This is a genomic window from Streptomyces sp. NPDC087859, from assembly GCF_044742595.1.
Classification (GTDB): domain Bacteria; phylum Actinomycetota; class Actinomycetes; order Streptomycetales; family Streptomycetaceae; genus Streptomyces; species Streptomyces canus_F.
This window is the reverse complement of sequence record NZ_JBIUUU010000032.1, coordinates 36,111-57,875: the sequence shown is the minus strand read 5'-3', so window position 1 is coordinate 57,875 and position 21,765 is coordinate 36,111. Positions and strand designations below refer to the sequence as shown.

General features: G+C 70.8%; 18 protein-coding genes. 11 read left to right on the top strand and 7 right to left on the bottom strand.

The features are described 5' to 3' along the window. Positions 1 to 5: 5 nt before the first annotated feature. From ACIOHP_RS47230 to ACIOHP_RS47220, 3 genes are all read left to right on the top strand, one after another. On the top strand, positions 6 to 473 hold the full coding sequence (locus ACIOHP_RS47230; RefSeq protein WP_401897642.1) for an SsgA family sporulation/cell division regulator: 468 nt from the start codon (positions 6 to 8) through the stop codon (positions 471 to 473). A 133-nt stretch (positions 474 to 606) separates the two neighbouring features. Continuing rightward, positions 607 to 1,473 (top strand): Bax inhibitor-1/YccA family protein, encoded by an 867-nt coding sequence (locus ACIOHP_RS47225; protein WP_401897639.1) that lies wholly within the window; start codon positions 607 to 609, stop codon positions 1,471 to 1,473. A gap of 136 nt (positions 1,474 to 1,609) precedes the next feature. Continuing rightward, on the top strand, positions 1,610 to 2,860 hold the full coding sequence (locus ACIOHP_RS47220; protein WP_401897637.1) for a cytochrome P450: 1,251 nt from the start codon (positions 1,610 to 1,612) through the stop codon (positions 2,858 to 2,860). On the opposite strand, the gene ACIOHP_RS47215 is transcribed toward ACIOHP_RS47220, so the two are convergent. Continuing rightward, positions 2,857 to 3,129 carry a hypothetical protein gene (locus tag ACIOHP_RS47215; protein ID WP_401897635.1) on the bottom strand — a complete coding sequence of 91 codons (273 nt, stop codon included), beginning with the start codon at positions 3,127 to 3,129 and terminating at the stop codon, positions 2,857 to 2,859. The two genes, ACIOHP_RS47220 and ACIOHP_RS47215, sit on opposite strands and share 4 nt — an antisense overlap. On the opposite strand from ACIOHP_RS47215, the gene ACIOHP_RS47210 reads away from it, so the two are divergent. Next, positions 3,100 to 3,495, top strand: coding sequence for a flavin reductase family protein (locus tag ACIOHP_RS47210; protein ID WP_401897632.1), 396 nt, complete (start codon positions 3,100 to 3,102; stop codon positions 3,493 to 3,495). The genes ACIOHP_RS47215 and ACIOHP_RS47210 overlap by 30 nt on opposite strands. 63 nt (positions 3,496 to 3,558) lie before the next feature. Here the strand turns inward: ACIOHP_RS47210 and ACIOHP_RS47205 are convergent, their stop codons facing one another. From ACIOHP_RS47205 to ACIOHP_RS47190, 4 genes are all read right to left on the bottom strand, one after another. Then, positions 3,559 to 4,164 (bottom strand): DUF308 domain-containing protein, encoded by a 606-nt coding sequence (locus tag ACIOHP_RS47205; protein WP_401897629.1) that lies wholly within the window; start codon positions 4,162 to 4,164, stop codon positions 3,559 to 3,561. A gap of 44 nt (positions 4,165 to 4,208) precedes the next feature. Next, positions 4,209 to 5,795: a tannase/feruloyl esterase family alpha/beta hydrolase gene (locus tag ACIOHP_RS47200; RefSeq protein WP_401897627.1), complete on the bottom strand. Its 1,587-nt coding sequence runs from the start codon at positions 5,793 to 5,795 to the stop codon at positions 4,209 to 4,211. 192 nt (positions 5,796 to 5,987) lie between these two features. Continuing rightward, positions 5,988 to 6,674 carry a cytochrome b/b6 domain-containing protein gene (locus ACIOHP_RS47195; protein WP_401897625.1) on the bottom strand — a complete coding sequence of 229 codons (687 nt, stop codon included), beginning with the start codon at positions 6,672 to 6,674 and terminating at the stop codon, positions 5,988 to 5,990. Further along, a complete protein-coding gene (locus ACIOHP_RS47190) occupies positions 6,628 to 7,344 on the bottom strand; it encodes a molybdopterin-dependent oxidoreductase (protein WP_401897623.1) in 717 nt (238 codons plus the stop codon). Before ACIOHP_RS47190 ends, ACIOHP_RS47195 begins: the two co-directional genes overlap by 47 nt. 335 nt (positions 7,345 to 7,679) lie before the next feature. Between ACIOHP_RS47190 and abc-f the strand changes: the two genes are divergently transcribed. From abc-f to ACIOHP_RS47175, 3 genes are all read left to right on the top strand, one after another. Continuing rightward, the gene (gene abc-f, locus ACIOHP_RS47185) at positions 7,680 to 9,314 is read left to right on the top strand and encodes a ribosomal protection-like ABC-F family protein (RefSeq protein ID WP_401897621.1); all 1,635 of its coding nucleotides are present in this window, start codon (positions 7,680 to 7,682) and stop codon (positions 9,312 to 9,314) included. Positions 9,315 to 9,395: 81 nt separating this feature from the next. Then, on the top strand, positions 9,396 to 10,997 hold the full coding sequence (locus tag ACIOHP_RS47180) for an ABC-F family ATP-binding cassette domain-containing protein (RefSeq protein WP_401897618.1): 1,602 nt from the start codon (positions 9,396 to 9,398) through the stop codon (positions 10,995 to 10,997). A gap of 42 nt (positions 10,998 to 11,039) precedes the next feature. Next, a complete protein-coding gene (locus ACIOHP_RS47175; protein WP_401897617.1) occupies positions 11,040 to 11,603 on the top strand; it encodes a CGNR zinc finger domain-containing protein in 564 nt (187 codons plus the stop codon). A gap of 27 nt (positions 11,604 to 11,630) precedes the next feature. Here ACIOHP_RS47175 and ACIOHP_RS47170 read toward each other — a convergent pair whose 3' ends face one another. Next, complete coding sequence (locus tag ACIOHP_RS47170) at positions 11,631 to 12,317, bottom strand: hemerythrin domain-containing protein (protein ID WP_401897615.1); 687 nt, start codon at positions 12,315 to 12,317, stop codon at positions 11,631 to 11,633. A gap of 589 nt (positions 12,318 to 12,906) precedes the next feature. Between ACIOHP_RS47170 and ACIOHP_RS47165 the strand changes: the two genes are divergently transcribed. Continuing rightward, positions 12,907 to 15,033: a BTAD domain-containing putative transcriptional regulator gene (locus tag ACIOHP_RS47165; protein ID WP_401897614.1), complete on the top strand. Its 2,127-nt coding sequence runs from the start codon at positions 12,907 to 12,909 to the stop codon at positions 15,031 to 15,033. On the opposite strand, the gene ACIOHP_RS47160 is transcribed toward ACIOHP_RS47165, so the two are convergent. Continuing rightward, positions 15,030 to 15,527 carry a sigma-70 family RNA polymerase sigma factor gene (locus ACIOHP_RS47160; protein WP_401897612.1) on the bottom strand — a complete coding sequence of 166 codons (498 nt, stop codon included), beginning with the start codon at positions 15,525 to 15,527 and terminating at the stop codon, positions 15,030 to 15,032. The two genes, ACIOHP_RS47165 and ACIOHP_RS47160, sit on opposite strands and share 4 nt — an antisense overlap. 549 nt (positions 15,528 to 16,076) lie before the next feature. Between ACIOHP_RS47160 and ACIOHP_RS47155 the strand changes: the two genes are divergently transcribed. The 3 genes from ACIOHP_RS47155 (at position 16,077) to ACIOHP_RS47145 (ending at position 21,661) form a co-directional block, all read left to right on the top strand. After that, on the top strand, positions 16,077 to 20,171 hold the full coding sequence (locus tag ACIOHP_RS47155) for a discoidin domain-containing protein (RefSeq protein WP_401897610.1): 4,095 nt from the start codon (positions 16,077 to 16,079) through the stop codon (positions 20,169 to 20,171). A 111-nt stretch (positions 20,172 to 20,282) separates the two neighbouring features. Then, a complete protein-coding gene (locus ACIOHP_RS47150) occupies positions 20,283 to 20,738 on the top strand; it encodes a YbaB/EbfC family nucleoid-associated protein (protein WP_401897608.1) in 456 nt (151 codons plus the stop codon). A gap of 371 nt (positions 20,739 to 21,109) precedes the next feature. Next, entirely contained in the window at positions 21,110 to 21,661 is a 552-nt protein-coding gene (locus tag ACIOHP_RS47145; protein ID WP_401897607.1) for a hypothetical protein, read from the top strand. The last annotated feature ends 104 nt before the right edge of the window (positions 21,662 to 21,765 follow it).

Below are 21,765 nucleotides of genomic sequence, written 5' to 3'. Positions count from 1 at the left end.
CTGTCATGCACCGTGATCAGTCACCCCTGAGGGCGCGTTCGGCGCCCGAGCTCGTGCCCTCGCTGCACCTCCCCCTCGACCAGATGCTCGACGAGTTCACCCGACAACCGATCACCGCGAAGTTCCGGTTCGACCCCGACATGCCCGCGGTGATCACGGTGGAGTTCGTGGCGGAGCGAGGCCCGGGGCTGGTCTGGCGCATCGGCCGTGAACTGCTGCACCGAGGCCTGACGGCGATGAGCGGCTGCGGCGACGTCCGGATGTGGCCGATGGCGCCCGGGGAGCGGCCCTCGTCCTGGCTGCTGCTCGAATCGCAGGAGGTGGAGGCCCTGTTCGAGGTGCCCATCCCGCCGTTGGCACGGTGGCTCGAGGAGACGTACCGGATCACCTCGGCCGACGCGGAGATGGCCGCTCTGGACTGGGACGGGTTCCTCATGGATCTGCTCGACGGCCCGGAGGCGGTCTCCGACTGAGCGTGTCCGGGACCACGTGGGAGTGACTTGCCCATCATTTCGTCACCTGTCAGAGTGGTGACGCACAGGATTTCCGTCCCGAAGACACCCCTGTGCCGCAAGCCGCACGTGTGCGGCGACGAGGAGGACCGAAGTGAGGACCAGCAACCCTTTCCTGTCCCGCTGGGGCGGCGGCCGTGACACCGGTCGGGCAGCCGCTCGCGCGGACCGGCCGGTGGGCGCCGCCGTCGGCGGCCGCCCGGCGAACAACCCCGACTACCTGACCAACCCCTACGCCCGGACCGACCGGACCGACCGGGCCGACCGGGCCGGCTCGACCGCGGTGACCATGGACGACATCGTCGTCCGCACCGCCACGACGCTCGGCACCGTGGTCCTGACAGCCGTGCTGGCCTGGCTCCTGCTCCCGGTCGACGAGGCGAACCTCGGCCGCTCCTACGGCCTCGCGACGGGCGCCGCCCTCGTCGCCTTCGTCCTGGCGATGATCCAGTCCTTCAGGCGCACCGCGTCCCCGGCCCTGATCCTGGGATACGCGGCCTTCGAGGGCGTCTTCCTCGGCGTGCTCTCCAGCACGATCTCGACGTACCTCGCGCCGGGCGTGGTCGTCCAGGCGGTGCTCGGCACCTTCGCGGTGTCCGCGGGTGTGCTCATCGCGTACCGGATGCGCTGGATACGTGTGACCCAGCGGTTCGCCGGCTTCGTCGGTGCCGCCGCGACCGGCTTCGTCCTGCTGCTGGTCGCCGACCTGCTCTTCTCCGCCTTCGGCGCGGGTGACGGCCTCGGCTTCCACAGCGGCGGCCTCGGCATCGTCTTCGGTCTCGTCGGCGTCGTGCTCGGCGCGGCCTTCCTGGCCCTGGACTTCAAGCAGGTCGAGGACGCCGTCGCCTACGGCGCCCCGCGCGAGGAGGCATGGCTGGCCGCCTTCGGTCTCACCACCACCCTGGTGTGGATCTACCTGGAGGTCCTGCGGGTGCTGTCGCTCTTCAACAGCAACAACTGATCACCCCGCCACCGACCGACGTTTGAGGGGCATGCGCACCGCGCATGCCCCTCGGGTGCGCCCGCGGCCTGAACCCGCAAGGGAGCACGCTCGTTGTCATGAAGACCGCCCGACCGCCACCACGGGGAGCCGCACCATGAGCCCGCACGAACAGTGCCCGTACCAGGACGGCCGGGTGGTCATCGACGCCGCCTTCAAGGCGGACGCCCCCGCGCGGTACGCCCGCCTCCGCGAACTCGGCCCCCTCCACCCCGCCCGGTTCCACCTCGGCCTCGAAGGCTGGGTGGTCGTCGGCTACGACCTGGCCCGCGAGGCGCTCACCCACCCCGCCCTGCTCAAGGACGCCACCCCCGCCGCCGAGGCTCTGGCCGCCGCCGGTTACGTCCTGCACCGGCCCTCCGTCGGGCTCGGCGCGCAGATGATGGAGGCCGACCCGCCTGAGCACACCCGGCTGCGGCGGCTGGCCTCGGCCGCCTTCACCCCACGCCGTACGGCCGAATTGGCGCCACGCATCGAGCAGATCGCCCACGACCTGATCGACGTACTGCCCCCGGCGGGCGAGACGGACCTCGTAGAGGCGTTCAACGCCCCGCTGCCCGCCACGGTCATCGCCGAACTCCTCGGCATCCCCGAGAAGCACCACCTGGACTTCCGCCGCTGGTCGGCCCAGGCGCTGCGGGTCGCCTCCCCCGAACACCGCGCGGCGCTCAGCGGCCTGCACGCTCTGCTGGCCGGCCTCCTGGCGGACAAGCGCCGCAGTCCCGGGGACGACCTGCTGTCCGCCCTGGTCGCCGTGCGCGACGAAGAGGACGGCCGGCTCTCCGAGGAGGAACTCGTGGGCACGGCACTGATGTTGGTCGTGGCGGGCCACGAGAGCACCGTGAACCTGCTGGGCAACGCCGTGCTGGGCCTGCTCCAACACCCCGACCAGCTAAGGCTGTTGCGTGAGCGGCCCGAGCTGATGCCCGGCGCGGTGGAGGAGTTCCTGCGCTACGACACCTCCGTCGAGCGCTCTACCAGCCGCTACGCGGCCGAGGACATCGAGCTGGGTGGGGTGCCCGTCCCGCGGGGCAGCATGGTCGTCGTCGCCCTCGGCGCGGCCGGACGCGACGCCCCGCAGGCCGACGACGCCGACCCCGCCGTACTCGACGTGACCCGCCCCGGCGCCCGGCACCTGGCCTTCGGACACGGCATCCACCACTGCCTGGGTGCCCCGCTGGCCCGCCTGGAGGCGACCATCGCCCTGCGGGTCCTGCTCGCCCGGGTCCCGGAGCTCGAACTCGTCGTACCGGCCACCTCGTTGGAGTGGATCGGCTCCGGCATCGTCCGCGGGGTGCTGTCCCTCCCCGTCCGCTACCGGACCACCGGGCGGGCCGGCGCCGCCTAAGGGCGCAGCGCCCGGAGCGTCAGTTCGCCGTACCGGCGCCACAGCGCGGGCTCCCGCTCGGCGATCCTGATCAGCTGGACCACCGTGCCGCAGAGCATCACCCGCAGATCGAGCCGGGTGGCGTCGGCGCGGATCCCGCCGGCGGCCTTGGCCGACTCCATCAGGTCCGACAGCGTGGCGAGCAGCCCGGAGGTGCCGCTGAATCCCTCGTCCGCGAGCGCTTCCGACAGCAGCCGGTCGTGGGCGAGGCCCTCGAAGAGCCGGAGCACGTAGTCGTCGAAGCCCTGGACCCGCCGCTGATCTCGTTCGCGCCCGCGCGCACGTCCCGCACCTGGCCGCTCATCCGCGCCTCGGCCGCCGCCTTCTGCGTCAACGTGCTGGCCGAGGGACAGGAACACCTCGGTTCCGTCTTCGCCCGGTCGGGCGGCGACAAGTTCGAGGACGTCCGGTGGTCCCCGGGCCCCGGCGGCGCTCCGCTGCTGGCGGGTGCCTGCGCCTGGATCTCCTGCGAGCTGGTCCAGGAGTACGACGGCGGCGACCACACCGTCGTCATCGGCCGGGTCACCGCCCTCGAGGCGGAGTCCTCCCGGGCACCCCTGATCTTCCATCGCGGGCGTTATCGCGCGCTGGCGTGACGGGGAAACACTTGTCGGCCCGCGCCCTGTAGGGCGCGGGCCGATGTGTGTTTCGGGGCGGGGTCAGACGGTCCGGGCGCGCAGCTGGCGGGACTTCCAGCCCAGCAGCAGAGCCTGGAGGATGAACCACACCCCGCCGCCCGTGGCGTACACGGACAGCACCTCGAGCGTGGGATGGTCGCCCGCGGCCTGGATGTTGTAGGTGATGCCGACGAGGAAGGACAGTCCGCCCGAGATCAGGGTCGGCCACTGCTTGCCCAGCTCGGGGCCGCGCCGCCGTACTCCGACGATCACCTGGGCGGCACCGGAGATGACGGCCCAGACGCCGAACACGTGGAACGCCGCCGACAGGCTGCCCGCGCCGGCGAGACAGAGCGCGATGGCCGCCAGCGTGCTGAGCGCCCCGTTGAACGCGGTGACCTGCCGCTCGGAACCGTCCGGGGTGGCGCGGTAGTCGATCAACGAGGACACCGCGTCGATCAGCGGGTAGACGACCAGCAGTGCGATGGCCCCCGCACCGAGGTCCTCGTGATCCCCTTGGACACCGGCGAACGCCAGGGCCCACACCACGGCGAGGACGCCGCGGATCAGGTACAGCTTCAGCAGGGAGGAGCGCTCCCCCGCGCCGGCGTGTCCGGTCGGGGTCGAGGCCACGGTCGAGGTGCTCATGTCGGTTCGGCCTTTCTCAGGTCAGGGAGGGGTCGCCGACCCGGTCAGTGCCGGGAGGGAAGGACGCAGCGGAAGCTGGAGGCGAGGGAGGTGTCGCCGTGGCCCGTGTAGCGGGAGACCTTCGGGTAGGCGCACAGGTCACGGGAGACGCTCTGGCCGTCGGTGTTGATCAAAGTGGCGGGCAGCGTCCTGGGCGCCTTACCGTGCTCGACCCACGAGGTCAGCGCGGCGAGGCCGTCGGTGGAGCCGTCCTGACCGTTGAGACCGCAGTGGGCGGTGTTCGGCGCGAGGAAGACACGGTAGAAGTCGTCGACCCGCTGGGTGCCGCCCATCTCACGCTCCACCTGCTTGCGGTAGTGGAGCGTGCCCTCGGCGGGGATGTACTGGTCGGCCAGGCCCTGCCAGGTCAGCAGCTTGCCGCCGGAGCGACGGAAGTCCGACAGGTCCGGGTCGTCGGTGCCGATGACCTTGTCGTACTCGGCCTGGGACTGCTTGAACAGCTCGGTGAACTGGCTGTAGGTGATCGTGGAGAGGTCGAGCGAGGGGTTCTTGGCGACCCAGAGCTTGACCCAGGCGGCGGGCACCGGGAAGGCGTCGGCACCGGCCAGCGCGCTGATGTCGGCCTCGATCGGGACGCCGTACCAGAGCTTCTTGCCGGACGCCGTGCGCGGGCCGTCCCAGATCTTCTGCACCACGGCCGCGTCGGCCGCCGTGATGGTGAGCTCCTTGCCGTCGCACACGACCTTGGTGCCGATCAGCCGGCGCGGGTCGAAGTCGCAGCGGGACGGGTCGTTGACCAGGCCGTCCTTGGCGCCGTCGAGGGTGTCGCAGGCCTTGACGGCGGCGTCGGTGAAGGCCTTGAACTCACAGCCCGTGGGGTGGGTCTTCTCGTTGTTCATGACGACCTGCGGCCACAGCGTGGCCACCTCGAACTCGTCCCAGTTGATGGCGGGCGCGTTGGCGAGGATGCCGTCGTAGTCGTCGGGGTAGCGCTGGGCCTCCATGTAGCCCTGGCGTCCGCCGGTGGAGCAGCCGATGAAGTAGGAGTACGCGGGCCGCTTGCCGTAAACCCCGTCGACGACCTGCTTGCCGACGACCGAGGCCTCGTGCTGGGAGCGGGAGGCGAAGTTCTTCAGCAGCGCGGTGTTGACCTGGCCCGCGCTGTTCAGTGCCCAGCTGGTGTCGAGGGCGTCGCCGACGCCGGCGTCGGTGGTGACGGCGGCGTATCCGGTCTTGACCGCGTTGGCCATGCCGACGTTGTTGTCACCGGCCAGGTAGGCGGAGCCGCCGAGGCCCTGGAAGCGGCCGTTCCAGCCGCTGACGGGCAGCCAGGTCCGCACCTTGGCGTGGTCGTCGGCACCCGGGTGGGTGAGCGTGACCGTGACCTCGCAGAAGGCCGGTACGCCGGTGACGGTGCCCTGAAGGATTCCGGTGCCGTTGACGGTGCCGCCGGCCTGCTGGACGGCCGTCACGGACTCGACCTTGGTGCCGGCCGGGGCCTTCACGGCGGGCGCCGTGCAGGCGGTCGCGGTGGCTGTGACCGCGTCCTGGGTGTCCGCGGAGGCGGTCGGCAGGTATACCGCCGCGGCCAGCGGCACGCCGGCCGCGAGAACCGTGAGAAGTCGTCTCATGCTTGTCCGTCCAAAAAGAGGTGTGCGGAAAGGTGTGCAGAGGCAGATGCCGAAGGAGATGTGCGGCAGCAGATGTGCGTGCGAATCACAGACATGTGTGCACGGCTCACTCTGGCGATACCCGGCCGTCCGGTCCACAGTCAGTTGACTGCCCGGGTGTCGGCTCCCCGACCGGGGCGTGTGAAGAAGGTGTTAGGTCATGTGACGGTCGGCCGGCTCGTCGCGCTTGCCCTCCTCGCCGAGCCACCGGGCGTGGTACCGGTCCGCCCACGACCGGCTGACATATCCGGTGCGCATCCCCAGCCGCGCCTCGGGGTCCTCGAGGGCCCTGCGCATGTGTCCGATCAGGACGATGGCGATCGCCCAGGCCAGGATGTCGTGGATGAAGATCGCGCTGGTGCGGGAGATGAAGGGCAGCAGGCCCATGAACCACATCAGCAGGCCGGTGAACATCATCACCAGCACCGCTCCGGCGATCCAGCCCGCGTAGAGCTTCTGGCCCGCGTTGAACTTGCCGGCCGGACGCGCCTCGGGTGACTTCCGGCGCCTGCGCACGGCGCGCAGCCACTGGCGGTCGTACACCGCGAAGCGGTTGAGGCGGCGCAGGTCGGCGCGGAAGGCGGGCGAGAGGAGCCCCAGCAGGGTGGGCAGCGGCAGGGAGATGCCGGACCATTCGTGGACCGTGATCATCAGGTGCCGCTGTCCGACCAGCAGGGCCAGCGGTCCGAAGTAGAGGCAGGCGGCGGAGACCAGGCACAGCAGCATCAGGTAGCCGGTGGCCCGGTGGACCATGCGCTCGGCGGTGCTGAAGCGGCGTACCCGGCCGTCGTGTTCAGGCGGCGTGCCGGTCGGCGCCGTCGAGCCAGCCGTCGACCGCATAACCGCGCTCCTCCCAGTAGCCGGGGATCACCTTGTCGGTGACCGAGATGCCGGACAGCCACTTGGCCGATTTGTAGAAGTACATGGGCGCCACGTAGAGGCGGACCGGGCCGCCGTGGGCGTGGGAGATGGGCTTGTCCTGCAACTTCAGGGCCACCAGGACGTCCGAGCGGCGGGCCTGTTCCAGCGTGAGGCTCTCGGAGTAGGCGCCGTCGAAGCAGGTGAACCGGATCGCGGCACCCCGCGAACGCACTCCGGCGTCGTCGAGGATGTCCGCCAGCTTCACCCCTTCCCAGGGTGTGCCGTCCACCCGCCAGCCGTCGGTGCACACGGCGTCGCCCACCACCCGGGTCTGCGGCATCGCGCGCAGCTGGTCGAGCGTGTAGGTCTTCGGCTTGTCGACGAGACCGCCGATCGTCAGCGCGTAGTTCGTCTCGTCCTTGTGCGGCACCGAACCGACGACGCTGTAGTACCGGAAGCCGCCGGGGTTGGGCAGCAGGCCAGTCAGTCCCGTGGCGTCGAACTCGGACGCCTTGGCGAGGAATCCCTCCCAGCCGCTTTGGAGGTAGGGCGCGGCGGCGAGCCCGGCCGCGCCCGCGCCGAGCATGCCCAGCATCGCCCGTCGGCCGACGGGGGCTCCCCCGGTCCTCGGCTTCGGCTTTTCTGCCATGGTGTGTGCTCCTTCGGACACGTGTGAGCTCTGCCGACGTCCCGCATCGACCTCGTCACCGGTTTAACTGGTGACGATGCTGGCATGTGGGATCGGAGCTGTCAACCACAAACATGTGAACGGGCGGCTGCTACGCTGAAGGGGACATCGACGTGTACCGAGGAGTCACAGCCGTGGTGGGTGACGACGACATCTCCGGGTGATACCCGGCTCTGACGGCCACCGGCCGGCGCTCAGGAGCGCTGCCGAGGTGGTCCGTCTCGTCGTACCCCTTTCACCACGTCTGCCCAGGGCAGAGCTCTCTTCTCCGCCCGCACATCGCTCGAGGTCATTCCATGTCCGACGCCGCCATCGTCTGCTCCAGCCTCTCCTTCGCCTGGCCCGACGACACCCCGGTCTTCCAGGACCTGTCCTTCACCGTGACCCCCGGCCGCACCGGCCTGGTCGCCCCCAACGGCTCCGGCAAGTCCACCCTGCTCAAGCTCGTCGCCGGTGAACTCAAGCCCGTCACCGGATCGGTGTCCGTCAGCGGCACCCTCGGCTACCTGCCGCAGAGCCTGCCCTTCACCGGCAACCTCACCGTCGCCGAGGTGCTCGGCGTCGCCGCCGTCATCCGAGCCCTGGACGCCGTGGAGTCCGGCGATGTCGCCGAGGAGCACTTCGCCACCATCGGCGACGACTGGGACATCGAGGAACGCACTCGCGCCCAGCTCGACCGCCTCGGCCTCGTCGACCTCACCCTGGACCGCAGCCTGAGCACCCTCAGCGGCGGCCAGGTCGTCTCCCTCGGCCTCGCCGCCCAGCTCCTCAGGCGCCCCGACGTCCTGCTGCTCGACGAGCCGACCAACAACCTCGACGTCGAAGCCCGACACAAGCTCTACGACGTGCTGTCGGACTTCAACGGCACCCTCCTCCTGGTCAGCCACGACCGTGCGCTCCTGGACCGCATGGAACGCATCGCCGAGCTCGGCAGCGACGAACTGCGCCTGTACGGCGGCAACTTCACCGAGTACGAGGAGGCCGTGCGCGCCGAGCAGGAGGTCGCCGAGAAGAACGTCCGCAACGCCGAACAGGAACTCAAGCGCGAGAAGCGCGAGATGCAGCAGGCCCGCGAACGCGCCGAGCGCCGCATGAGCAACGCCTCCAAGAACCTCAAGAACGCGGGCCTGCCCAAGATCTTCGCGGGGAACATGAAGCGCGGCGCCCAGGAGGCCGCGGGCAAGTCCGGCACCATGCACGCCTCCCGGGTCAACGAGGCCAAGGCCCGCCTCGACGAGGCCGGCCGGGCCCTGCGCGACGAGCAGCGCCTCACCCTGGAGCTGCCCGACACCCAGGTGCCCGCCGGCCGCAACCTCTTCCTCGGCGAGGGCATGCAGGTCAGCCTCGGGGACCGTGAGGTGTTCGCCCCAGGAGGCGTCGACCTCACCGTCCGCGGCCCCGAGCGCATCGCGCTGACCGGCCCCAACGGCGCCGGCAAGACCACCCTCATGCGCCTGATCACCGGCGAATTCACCCCGGACAGCGGGGAGATCAAGCGCAACGACGGCCGCATCGCGTACCTCTCCCAGCGCCTGGACCTGCTCGACCTCGACCGCACGGTCGCGGAGAACTTCGCCGCGTTCGCCCCCGAGCGCCCCGAGGCCGAGCGCATGAACCTCCTCGCCCGCTTCCTCTTCCGCGGCGCCCGCGCCCACCTCCCGGTCGGCGTTCTTTCGGGCGGAGAGCGCCTGCGCGCCACGCTCGCCTGCGTCCTGTGCGCCGAACCGGCCCCGCACCTGCTGCTGCTCGACGAACCGACCAACAACCTCGACCTGGTCAGCGCCGGTCAGCTGGAGAGCGCGCTCAACTCCTACCAGGGCGCCTTCATGGTGGTCAGCCACGACGAACGGTTCCTCGCCGAGATCGGTGTGAACCGCTGGCTGCGGCTGGCCGACGGCACACTCAAGGAGACCGGGGCGCCCGAGGTGTGAGCAGCTGACGTGTGACATGGCCCGCGTCCGAGGCGTCGTACGCCCGGCGGGCCGCCCACCGCTCACCCTTGGGGGACCCCTGTGTCCGCACTGATCGCCCACGACCTCGTCCGCACCCTTGGCGACCGCCGCGTCCTCGACGGCATCTCCCTGACCGCCTCCCCCGGCCACCGCCTCGGCCTGATCGGGGAGAACGGCGTCGGCAAGTCCACCCTCCTGCGCATCCTCGCGGGCGTCGACGAACCCGACGCGGGCAGCGTCACCCGCCCCTCCGACCTCGGCTTCCTCCACCAGGAGATGCCGTACGACGCCCACGCCACCATCGCAGCGGTGCTGGACGAGGCGCTGCGCGAGGCCCGCGAGGACCTCGCCGAACTGGACCGCCTCGGCGAGCAGCTCGCCCGCACACCGGAGGACCAGGACCTCCTGGACGCCTACGGCAAGCGCCTGGAGCAGGCCCAGGACCGGGAATCCTGGGATGCCGACCGCCGCGCCGCCCTGGTCCTGGACGGCCTGGGCCTCGGCGCGTTCGGACACGACCGCACCCTCGGCTCGCTCTCCGGCGGCCAGCGCGGCCGTCTCGCCCTGGCCGCCCTCCTCGTCCGCCGCCCGTCCGCACTGCTCCTCGACGAGCCGACCAACCACCTCGACGACGGCGCCGCCGCCTTCCTGGAGGAACAGGTCCGCGGCCTGCCCGGCACGGTCGTCGTCGCCAGCCACGACCGGGCGTTCCTCGACGCCGTGTGCACTGACCTGATCGACCTCGACCCGGCGGTCGACGGCCCCGTCCGCTACGGCGGCAACTACAGCGCATACCTCCGCGAGAAGCGCGCCGAGCGCGAGCGCTGGGAACGTCGGTACGCGCAGGAGCAGGAGGAACTGGAGGCGCTGCGGGAGTCAGCGGGCGTCACCGCGCACCGGGTCGCACCGGACCGGGGCCGTAACGACAACGAGAAGATGGGCTACGGCCACCGGGCGGGCCGGGTGCAGAGCCAGATCTCCCGCCGGGTCCGCAACGCCACCCGGCGACTGGAGGAGCTGGAGCGCACCCGGGTCCCCGAGCCGCCGCGCCCGCTGCGGTTCGCGGCCGGGGAACTGGCCGCGCACAGCGAGGAGGACGCACGTCCCCTGGTCGCGCTGCATGACGTACGGGTGCCGGGCCGGCTCTCCCTGGACGGTCTGGAGGTGTCGACGAGCGACCGGCTGCTGGTCACGGGCGGCAACGGGGCGGGCAAGTCGACGCTGCTCGCCGTACTGGCCGGGCGGCTGCCGGCCGAGGGCGAGGTGAGTCGGCGGCGCAGGCTGACGGTGGGCCTGCTGACGCAGGACACGACCTTCGAACACGCCGACCGCACGGTCCGCGACACCTACGAGCGGGCGCTGGGCGCGCGGCGGGCGGAGAAGGTGCCGCTGGGATCGCTCGGCCTGCTGCACGACGCGGACCTGGGCAAGCCGGTCGGGCAGCTGTCGGTGGGGCAGCGCAGGCGGCTGGCCCTGGCCCTGCTGGTGGCCCGCCCGCCCCAGCTGCTCCTGCTCGACGAGCCCACCAACCACCTCTCCCCCACCCTGTGCGACGAGCTGGAGGCGGCGCTCGGCCCGGGCCCCGGTGCGATCGTCGTGGCCAGCCACGACCGCTGGCTGCGCAGGCGCTGGCAGGGGCGGGAACACCGGCTGAAACGGTAACGCTTCTTGCGTCCGACCGGAGTCACCTGTCAAGATGGTGATGTGAATCTTGACCATGTCTTCGTATGCGGGCACCCGGCGCTCGACTTCGCGGCCACGCTCCGGGCCCGGCGCTCGACCCGGTTCGAGATGTTCGTGACGCCGGAGCGGCTGAACGCCTGGTACCTGGAGTCCGGCCTGGTGGACACGATCACCCCGGGCCAGGAGGACGACGTCCGGGAGGCCACGGCCGTGCGCGAGGCCATCTACCGGCTGGTCACCGACCGCCGGCTCGGTGAGAAGTTCGACGCCCAGGCGCTTGAGGCGGTCAACGCCGCCGCGCGCAAGAACCCCGTGACACCCCAGCTCACCCCGGCCGGCCGGCACACCGAGGCGACGCCCGAGCAGGCGCTGGCGACGGTCGCGCGGCAGGCGGTGGAACTGCTCAGCGGCCCGGACGTGCCCCTGATCAAGGAGTGCGGCAACCCCGAATGCACGCGCGTCTACATCGACCGCTCGCGGGGCATGCGGCGCCAGTGGTGCGGCATGGAGTCCTGCGGCAACAAGATCAAGGCCGCCGCGTACCGCGCCCGCAAGAAGTCGGCGCCGGCCGGGGTCGGCCACTGACCTCCTCTCCCGCTTGCCGGCGCCGGCTCAGTCGGCCGCGAGATCCTTGAGGGTCCTGCGGAACCGGTGCATCAGCACGCCCCGCGCCCAGCGCACGGGCGGCGGGAAACCCGCGTACAACCGTTCCCGGCCGGGGACGGGCTCGGGGTGTTCCAGGAACCCGAAGGTCAGCTGCGGCTCACTGCGCAGCACCCCTTCGGCGGCCGCTGTGCCGAGCGAGCGCAGATCCTCTTCCCCTGCCTCGGCGAACAGCCCCTTGAGCAGCGGTTCCACGACGGTGAAGTGCTCGCGCAGTCCGTCCCCGACCCGGCGGGAGGCGAGCGTCCCCTCCCTCATCGCGTGCCCCCAGCCCACCGATCCGCCGACCCGGCGTTCCTCGGAGATGCGCTCGAGGACGCTCTCCAGCTCGTCGAGCCCCTCGGACAGCGCGTCGTCGTCCTCGTGCAGCAGGTCGAGGCTGCGCACCGATTCGGGGCAGCGTCCCCGCAGCAGCGGCCACACATGCTCGCCCTCGGTGTCGCGGTGCCGGCGTACGAAGGCGACGAGCCACCGTGCGGTGACCACCAGGGTCTGTGTGTCGACGGCGGCGCCGTCGGCCAGCCGGGTGAACGCCCAGGAGACCAGATCCGCGCCCCGAGTCATGACCGTATGAGCAGCGAGGAGCTCCTCGTACAGTGGCGCACCATCCCTGACCGGCAGCGGTGTGGCGGGCATGCAAGGACCTTTCTTCACCTAGTCGGCGCACCGGCGGCCCGAAGGGGGGACCACAGACCGCCGGTGCGGGGACGGGCTCTGACCACGCGGACGTGGCTGGACTCCGGATGTCCCGCCCCGACTCCCCCGTCCGCGTGTTCGACGACAGAGCCTCCATCTGGGTAACGCGGCGATGGTCATGAAAGGTTCACAACATGTGTGGCCGGTTTCACCCCAGCGGCACATCGCGGACGCATGGCCTCGCATGCTCACCTTCCCCCTTTCAAGTCACCACCTTGACCGGTGACGTCAAGGCCTATATCGTCATCGCCATCACCACCTAGAACGGTTACTTTCTCGCGAGACAGGTGAGTCACGTGACAGATCCACCCACCGGTCCCGACCGTCAGACTCGACGTCACACCCTCAGCCAAACACCTGCGCCCGCACATACGTGTCACGGAACGTGGCTACACTTCCCCGTCTTGGCCACCCGCCCCGCGCACGGAGCAGGCACGGGTCCCCCACCGACACGGTGACGCCGGGACCGGGTGGGTGACCAGCAGCATCACGGAGAAACAGCGAGGCCAGCCGCGACATGGACGCGACAGTGCGCTACTCAGTCCTCGGCACCGTGCGCGCGATGCGCGGGCACACCGAACTCGACCTGGGGCCCCCGAAACGACTGGCCCTGCTCGCCCTGCTGGTGCTCCGCGCCCCCGGGCCGCTCACACTGGGTGAGGCGGTCGACATCCTGTGGGACGAGGAACCACCGCCCAGCGCCGTCAACGTGGTGCACCGACACATCGGCGCCCTGCGCAGAACACTCGAACCCGCCCTGCGCAGTCGCAGCAACGCCGAACACCTCGTCCGCGCCGCCGACGGCTACCGGCTCCTGGTCGACACCACCAGCTCGGACCTGCTGCGCTTCCGCGACCTGCGCGCCCGAGCCCAACTCGCGCTCCGCGACGGCGATCCCGGCGCGGCCGCGCAGGACTTCGTCGACGCCCTGCGGGTGTGGCGCGGCCCCGTCGTCGCGGCGGGCACCACCGTGGCCCGGCACCCGGTCTTCACCTCCGTCGGGCACGAGTTCGTCGCCACGGTGAAGGAGGCCGCCGACGCCGTCCTGACCGCGGCACCCGCGCTGACCGACGACGTCCTGACCATGCTGCGCACCGCCCTGGACAACCACCCCTTCGACGAGGCCCTGCACGCCCGGGCGATCGCCGCCCTGGCCGCCACCGGCCGCCAGGCCGAAGCGCTACGGCAGTTCGAGACCATCCGCGGCGCACTCGCCGACGAACTGGGCGTCGAGCCCGGCCCCGAACTGCGCGCCGCCCAACAGCACTTGCTGCAACGCCGGGTCGCCCGCACACCGGACGCCCCGCCGCCCCCGACGTCCCCGCCCACGGCAACCGGCCGTCCCGCCCAACTGCCCGCGGACTGCACCTCCTTCGCCGGCCGCCGCCAGCCCTTGAGCCAGTGCCTGGAATTGCTCCCGATCGAGGGCGAGAGCAGCCCGCCCACCATGACCGCAGCCATCTGCGGCATGCCCGGCGTCGGCAAGACGACCCTGGCCGTGCACTGGGCCCACCTGGTCGCCGACCACTTCCCCGACGGGCAGATCCACGTCGACCTCCAGGCCCACCACGCCTCCCGCCCCCCGCTCGACCCAGCCGAGGCCATCAGCGCGGTGCTGCGCGCACTCGGCGTCGAACACGACCCCGCCCACGCGAGCGCCACCGACCTCACCGCCGTCTATCGCAGCGCCCTGAGCGGACGGCGGCTGCTGCTCGTCCTGGACGACGCGGAGAACTGCGAGCAGGTGCGCCCCCTGCTGCCCTCCACGCCGGGAAGCATCGCCGTCGTCACCGGCCGACGGCGGCTGGAAGGGCTGGCGGTGACGGACAACGCCCGGATCATCACGCTGGATCCCATGACCCGCGCGGAGGGCCTGGAGCTGCTCGACCGGCGCCTGGGCACCGACCGCATCCGGGCCGAGCACGCCGCCGCGGAGGAGATCGTGGAGCTGTGCGGCGGGCTGCCCCTCGCCCTGGCCGTCACCGCCGCCCGCGCCCTGGTACAGCCGCGCTTCCCGCTGGTCTCGCTCGCGGCCAGGTTGCAGGACACCGACGACTGCCTCGACATGCTGTCCTGCCGCGACGACCGCACCGACATCCGCACCTCCATCCACCGCACCTACGAAACGCTGAGCAGCGGTGCCGCACGGCTGTTCCGGCTGCTGAGCCTGCACCCCTCGCACGACATCGCGATGCCCGCCGCCACCAGCCTCGCCGGCACCGAACCGCGCAGGACCCGGCAGGACGTGGCGGAACTGATGGACCACCACCTGCTCGTCGAACTGACCGCGGGCCGCTACACCTGCCACGAACTGCTGCGCACCTACGCCCGAGAACTGAGCGCGGTCCTCGACTCCCCCACCGCCCGCTCCGAGGCCCTCGCCAGGATGTTCGAGCACTATCTCTACAGCGCCGACGCGGCCACGGCACACCTCGCGCCCCACCGCGGCACCATGCTCCTGCCACCCCCGCGCCCCGGCGTACGGCCCGAGCGGTTCACCGGACGCGCCGACGCCGCCGCGTGGATCGTCGCCGAGCAGTATCTGCTGCCGGAACTGGTCCGTTCCACTGAGAAGCGCCCCCAGGACGAAACCCTGCACCGCCGCCTGACCTCGGCCCTGGAGGTGTGCTTCCAGCCCCGTGGCTCCCGCTCCTAGGCGGCTTCCGGCCGCACGGCCCCCCGCAGCTTGCGCAGGGCGTTGTGGTGGCGGCTCTTGACCGTTCCGGCCGGGACCCCGAGGATGCCGGCCGTCTCCTGGATGCTGCGGTCGCACAAGTAGATGTGCACCAGCACCGCGCGGTGTTCGGCGGACAGTCGCTGCAACAGGGGCCTGGCGACCAGGGCGTCGTGTACCGCCTCGGTGCCGTCGATCCGTGACACGGGGTCGTTGTAAGTGACTCCGACGACTTCTCTGCGCGCGTGGGGCTTGCGCACCCAGTCGATGACGAGATGCCGGGTCACGGTGAAGAGCCAGCCACGGACCGACCCGTCCATGCCCAGCAGACGGTCGATGTTGCGCCAGGCCCGGATGATGGTCTCCTGGACGATGTCCTCGGCGAGTCCGCGGTCCCCGAGCATCTTCTCGGCGTACGAGACGAGGCTTTCCCGGTGTTCCCTCATGATGCTGCCGAGCAGGTCGGATCGGGACATAGCCGTGAGGGGCGTAGCCATAGTGTTCTGAACCATCCTGGTTCTCTGTGGTGCGGCGACCGGGGGCCGGATGTAACCCCCGCGTCCGCACTGTAGGCAGCGCCGGGTGCCAGAAAAATGCCGTGTTTGTGTCGTCCCGCTGCCGCGCCTGTGACCGGCAAACACGTATGACCCGGCCCCAACGCCTATACCCTGTCTCACCAGGGCATTTATCGTGCGGGTCGCTGATTCCCCGCCCTAACAGGTTCCCAACATTCACCCTCCATGAGTTCTATGTCACGTGCCGTCGAGTCGCCTTGCACCATCCCAAGGGTGTGCGGTCCTCGCCATCAAACATGTGTGGGCGGGTCAGATCGGCAGCACAGGCCGCCGCATCCTCGCCAGGTCAACCCTTCACGGCTGAAGATTTTTACGCTCGTCAAGGGCCTTGACACAGAAGTGTCCGCCGCAACAGCCTATGGCAACGTTGTCAGCTTCACACGGACCACCCCGTACCAGGCAACCACCCACGCCGCCTCTCACTCACACCTTGTGATTGGACGATTACACATGGCCGATCAGTCGCGCTCCTCGGGACACACCTCCCGGCGCACCGTCGTAGCCGCGGGCTCCACCCTGCTGGCAGGCTTCAGCCTCGGTACGGCGTTCGTGCCGACGGCCGGCGCCGCCCCCGTGACCGCGGACGCGATCGGCGCCGGTACCCCGTCCGCACCGGGTGAGATCGCCGCCTACCGCCCGGTCCGCGCCTCCTCGCAGGCCTACGCGCCCACTCCCGCCGGGTTCGTGGTGGACGCGCTGCCCGCACCGGGCGTGCGCGGCACCGGCTGGCGTGCCGAGGCGAGCGACCCGCAGTGGATCGAGGTCGACCTCCAGGCGGACTGTCGCGTCGACCGTGTCCGGCTGACCTTCGAAGCCGACGCGAGCGACCCGGTCTTCACACCTCCGACCAGCGGCAACCCACGCCAGGGCACCACCGGCAAGGAGATCCTCTCCAGCTACGCCCGCGAGTTCGTCGTGGAGAGCTCGCGCGACCGCGACTCCTGGAGCAGCGTCTACCGCACCACGGCCGGAACCGGCGGTGTGGTGGACATCCCGCTGCCGGTCCCCGTCACGGCCCGCTGGGTCCGGATGACGGCTCGCCGACGATCCAGCCCCAACCCCCTCGGCCTGAACGGCTTCGAGGTGTACGGCACCGCCCCCGGCCATCGCCCCGCGGCCACGGGCTGGACCGACTGGGGCACCCACCACGGGGTCGCGCCCCGACTCAAGGTCGCCGCCGACGGCACGGTGCCGCTGGAGTCGGGCTGGACGCTCACCCTGGACGACTGGGCGGACGGCGACGGCCCGGACCTGTCCCGCACCGGCGTCGACACCAGCCGCTGGCTGCCCGCGACCGTGCCCGGCACCGTCCTCGGCTCCCTCGTGGACCAGGGCAAGCTGCCCGACCCGGTCACGGGCCTGAACAACCTGCGCGTCCCCGAGGCCCTGTCCCGCCACTCCTGGTGGTACCGACGTGCCTTCACCCTGCCCCGCGGCCTGCGCACCGGCCAAGGGCGGCACATCTGGCTGGAGTTCGACGGCGTCAACCACAAGGCCGAGATCTGGCTCAACGGACACGGAGTGGGCGAGGTGACCTTCCCCTTCGCCCGCTCCGCCCACGACATCACCGAGCACCTCGCCAAGGAGAGCGACAACGCGCTCGCCGTACGCGTCTCGCCCATGCCGACGCCCGGCAGCCCGGGCGACAAGGGCCCGGCGGGCGAGGCCTGGGTGGACGCCGGGGCCAACACGATGAACCTCAACTCACCGACGTACCTGGCCTCTTCAGGCTGGGACTGGATGCCCGCCGTCCGCGACCGCGCGGCCGGCATCTGGAACCACGTGCGCCTGAGATCGACCGGTCACATCGTCATCGGCGACCCGCGCGTGGACACCGTGCTGCCCGCGCTGCCGGACCTGTCGGTCGCCGAGCTCACCCTGACCGTCCCGGTGCGCAACGCCGACTCCGCCGACCATCAGGCCACCGTCTCAGCCGAGTTCGGCGACGTCCGTGTCTCGCGCACGGTCACCGTCCAGGCGGGCGCTGACATCGATGTCAAATTCGCTCCCGACGCCTTCGCGGCCCTGCGCGTGCGCAGCCCCGAGCTGTGGTGGCCCAACGGCCTGGGCGAGCCCACCCTCCACGACCTCACCCTGACCGCCCGCACCGGCGGCGCCGAGAGCGACCGCCGCACCACCCGCTTCGGCATACGGCAGTTCGGCTACGAGTACGACACCCCGCTGAAGTTCACCCCGTCCTCCGACGCCTACACCCAGACCGTCCGCCTCGGCGCCCAGAAGGCCCGCCACATCCGCGTCCGCTGCCTCACCCGGGCCACCGACTGGGGCAGTTCGCTGTGGACCCTGTCGGCCTACGACAGCGCCCGCCCCGGCGTCGACCTCGCCCTGCACGCCCCGGCCGAGGCCTCCAGCACCGACGAGGACGGGCACGCGGCGGCCAACGTCACCGACGGCGACGCCCGCACCCGCTGGGCGTCCGACTTCGCCGACGACCAGTGGATACGCGTCGACCTCGGCTCGACACAGAGCTTCGACCGGGTGGACCTGGTGTGGGAGCGGGCCTACGCGCGCACCTTCGTCGTACAGGTCTCCGAGGACGGCGAGCGGTGGACCGACGCCGCGTCCGTCGACAACACGGCCGTCCCGCTGCCCTTCAACAGCGGCGACGCGAGCCTGCGGATCACGGACTTCGAGGCCCGTACGGCCCGTTACGTCCGCCTGTCCTGCGGCATCCGCAACACCAGCTGGGGCACCTCCCTGTGGTCCCTCGCCGTCATCGACAGCGCCGAACCGGGTACCGACCTCGCGCTGCGCCGGGAGGCCACCGCCTCCAGCGAGGAGGACGGCCACCCGGCCGCCCACGCCACCGACGGCGACCCCGGCACCCGCTGGTCCTCCGCCTACGAGGACCACCAGTGGCTCCAGGTCGACCTCGGCACCAGCCGGCGCTTCGACCGGATCGCGGTCGTCTGGGAGCAGGCGTACCCGAAGACGTACACCGTGCAGGTCTCCGACGACGGCGACACCTGGAGCGACGTCACCACCGTCTCCAACACCCCCGACCCGCTGAAGATCAGCGTGAACGGTGTCCGGGTCCTGGTGCGCGGCGGCAACTGGGGCTGGGACGAGCTGCTGCGCCGGATGCCCGCCGAGCGCATGGACACGGCGGTGCGCATGCACCGGGCCATGAACTTCACGATGATCCGCAACTGGGTCGGCAGCAGTAACCGCGAGGAGTTCTACGCCGCCTGCGACGCCCACGGCATCCTGGTGTGGAACGACTTCCCCAACGCCTGGAGCATGGACCCGCCGGACCACGAGGCCTTCGTGTCCGTGGCCCGCGACACCGTGCTGCGCTACCGCAGCCACCCGAGCATCGCGGTGTGGTGCGGCGCCAACGAGGGCAATCCGCCTGCCGCGATCGACGAGGGCATGCGCACGGCGGTCGAGAGCCAGGCGCCGGGGCTGCTCTACCAGAGCAACTCCGCCGGCGGTGTCGTCACCGGCGGCGGCCCGTACGGCTGGGTCGAGCCGGAGCGCTACTTCGACCCGTCGACGTACGGCAGCAAGGACTTCGGCTTCCACACCGAGATCGGCATGCCCGTCGTCTCCACCGCCGCCAGCACCCGCGCCATGGTCGGCGACGACGGACCCGAGTGGCCGATCGGCGGCGTCTGGTACCACCACGACTGGAGCGAGCGCGGCAACCAGGCTCCGCAGAACTACAAGGCGGCCATCGAGACCCGCCTGGGCACCGCCCGCGACCTGGACGACTTCACGCGCAAGGCGCAGTTCGTCAACTACGAGAGCTTCCGCGCCATGTTCGAGGCCTGGAACGCCCATCTGTGGGACGACGCCACCGGGTTGATGCTGTGGATGTCCCACCCGGCCTGGCACAGCACGGTCTGGCAGACCTACGACTACGACTTCGACGTCAACGGCTCCTACTTCGGCTGCCGCAGCGCCTGCGAACCCCTGCACGTCCAGGCCGACCCGGTGAAGTGGCAGGTCATCGCCGTCAACCACACCCGCGAGGCGCTGAAGGGCGCGACGGTCACGGCGCAGACGTACGACCTGTCCGGTCGCCGTATCGCCGACACCCGCCGGACGCGCGTGGACGTGGATCCGGCCGTCTCGGCGACCGCGTTCACCGCGGCTCCCACAGACGACTTGCCGGACCTGCACCTGCTGCGCCTGACCCTGGAGGACTCCGATGGCAGGCTCCTGTCCCGCAACACCTACTGGCGCTGCCGCACCCCCGAGGCGCTGCGCGCTCTGAACCAGGTCCAGCGGGCGAAGCTGACGGCCTCGCTCACCCGGGTGTCCCACGACGGCGACCGCAGGACGACGACGGCCACTGTCCGCAACCGCGGCTCCATGGTCGCCGCGATGGTCCGGCTCTCCCTGCTCGACGAGGGCGGGGACCGCGTCCTGCCGACCCTCTACGACGACAACTACCTGTGGCTGCTGCCCGGCGAGACCCGCACCGTGACGCTGTCCTGGCCCGCCTCCGCCCTGCCGTCGGGCCGGCCGAAGCTGCGGGTCGAGGGATACAACACGGCGCCGGTCACGGTGCGTGGCTGATCGAGAGGGGGCCCGCATACAGCTGCACACATGTCCGTTCAGGTGTGAACCAAATGTGAGACCCTCTCGTGTCCTTGGTGTGTCGGTGTCCGCACCGGGCGGAGGAGGACGATGGAGACACCACCGGTAAGACGCCTGGAGCAGGCCCTTGCCGACTTTGCCCAGCGGTACGCGGCGCTGACCAGAACAGGGGAGCAGCTGCGGGCACTGTCGGTCACGGCCTGCTCCCGGGACGACGTCGTACAGGTCACCGTGGGCGCGGACGGCTGCCCGGCGAGTATCCGGTTCGTCGACGAGCGGTTCCGGCAGATGCCCGCCGCCCAGCTCGGCGACAGCGTCATGGAGGCCCTGAGCACGGCACAGGCCGAGGTCGCGGCTCGTTTGACGGCTGCGACGGCCGGCGCCGGGCTGCCGGTCCGGGCGATTCGGGAGACGCCGAGACCACGGCCGCAGGGGCCGTTGTGGGGCCGCCGCTCCTTTTCGCCGCACGCTCCGCTGCCGCCGGATCTCCGGGCGGCCGTCCTGGCGCTGACGGACACGGTGCGCGACGCCGTCAGGTGTGTCTGAGGCCGGGCACGCACGCACCTCGGTCACCGCGCACCCCACGTCACGGATCAGCGGCCCTCGACTGCCGCCCGGCCACGAACGCACGAGCAGGTGGTCGATCACTCCCCGGGCGGAGGAACCCGGTCACGGACGGTTCAACCACATACTTACCGGGCAGTACGCTCGAGGGTGCACTCGTGCGAGTGACCCGTGGACACTCGAGAGAAACCGAAGAACAGCCACACTTCCTCTATGCACGGGCACATCAGCGCTTATCGTGTGAGCATGAACGGGCATGTCGGAGGAACCATCTGGCGTTGACACTTATCCACACGAGTCCCTCCGCGTGGGTACCATGCGCAACGTCATCCATATCGAGGGAGTGAACGGTTGTGGCCAGCCAATCAGCCGCCACGCTCCGATCGCGGTACGTAGCACAAGCCGCATCGGACTTGGAGGAGAACCGTCGGCGACAGCAGGAGCTGGCGGAGAGGATCTCCGTGTTGAAGCAGGAGGAGGCCCTCCTCGCGGACATCCTCAACCTCGCCGAGCGGTACGAGGGTTTCGCCGACGCGTCCCGACTGCCCGAGCAGTTGCAGGACGAGCCCGTCGTTGCGCAGGCGAAGAAGACGTCCACTGGGGCGGCCTCCCGACGCTCGGCGTCGACCAAGAGCGCTCCGACCGGCAAGACGGCGAAGGCCGGCGCGAAGGGGAAGTCGCGTCAGCCTCTGCTCGGGGAACTGCTGGCGGAACTGCTGGGCCAGTACGAGGAACCGCGCCTGGCGAAGGAACTGCGCGACGAACTCCTCAAGAAGCACCCGGACCGCAAACCCACCCCGCAGGTAGTGCGGAACACCCTTGAGTCCTTGGTCGCCAAGGGCCGTATCCGGCGCCACAAGCAGCAGCGTTCCGTCATGTACACCCTTGTCACGCCGGATGCGTAGCGTCGGATCAGTCTGAAGGCCCACTTGGTCCCGTTGTCCCGCGAGCGATGATCCTGGCCCGGCGGCTACCCCCGCCGTGCCCGACACACCGCCTCGCGGGACAT